Raw genomic sequence first — 818 nt, 5'->3', positions numbered from 1 at the left:
TTGGAGTTCTTCGACGGAGATCTCGTTGAGGTGATCCATTACAGGCAACATATCTCTCTGAGTAAAAAGTTCTATCGACTACTATAATGATATACACTATTCATCCGGTTCTCCGGACGGTGTCGACAAGGACAGGATGCCAAAACCAATAAAGAGAGAGATATTCGAAGGATCACCGATAGAACCGCCGGATTGCTTTTGATTGCAATCACATTTCTTCTACAAATCCTGCTGTGATCTATTATACATTTCCGCAATTATCGGGCATTCGACGTCTCGGACGACGACGACGCGTTCGAGCGGGTCGCGTCCGCGCTCATGCCGGCGGGCGAGTCGCGGGTGTGGAACAACGCGGTCATGGAACTGGGCGGCGTCGCCTGCGGGAAGAGCCCCAGCTGCGACGAGGCGGGGTGCCCGTGGCGCGAGTGGTGCCACGCCTACCAGACTGGCGATTTCACCGCGCCCGACGTGCCCGAACAGCCCAGCTTCGAGGGGAGCCGGCGGCAGTTCCGCGGTCGGATCGTCCGGCTCCTCGGCGAGCGCGACGTGATAAGCCTCGATACCCTCGGACATCGTATTCGCGTCGATTACTCGCCAGATGGCGAACACGGACGCGAGTGGCTTCGAGGGCTCCTTTCGGATTTGGCAGATGACGGATTAGTCGAGGTCGAAGACTCCGGGGATGAGACGAGCGTCCGGCTCCGAGGGTAACACCCGTTCGTACTCTGCTCACAGATCTACCCGGCAGTGATAGTGCTCTTGATACGGAGAATCGAGGAGAAAGCCTCGCGTTTTAGCGCTGTCTCTTACCCACAAAT

1 pseudogene is annotated in these 818 nt (G+C 56.8%); it reads left to right on the top strand.

Going from position 1 to position 818, the window contains the following annotated elements:
- Positions 1-258: 258 nt before the first annotated feature.
- Positions 259-711, top strand: a pseudogene (locus Z052_RS07100) (A/G-specific adenine glycosylase); the annotation flags it as partial.
- Between the last annotated feature and the right edge of the window lie 107 nt (positions 712-818).

Origin of the sequence: Halorubrum sp. C191 (assembly GCF_002727095.1) — an archaeon.
Lineage (GTDB): Archaea > Halobacteriota > Halobacteria > Halobacteriales > Haloferacaceae > Halorubrum > Halorubrum ezzemoulense.
This window is presented reverse-complemented; position numbering and strand designations above follow the sequence as displayed.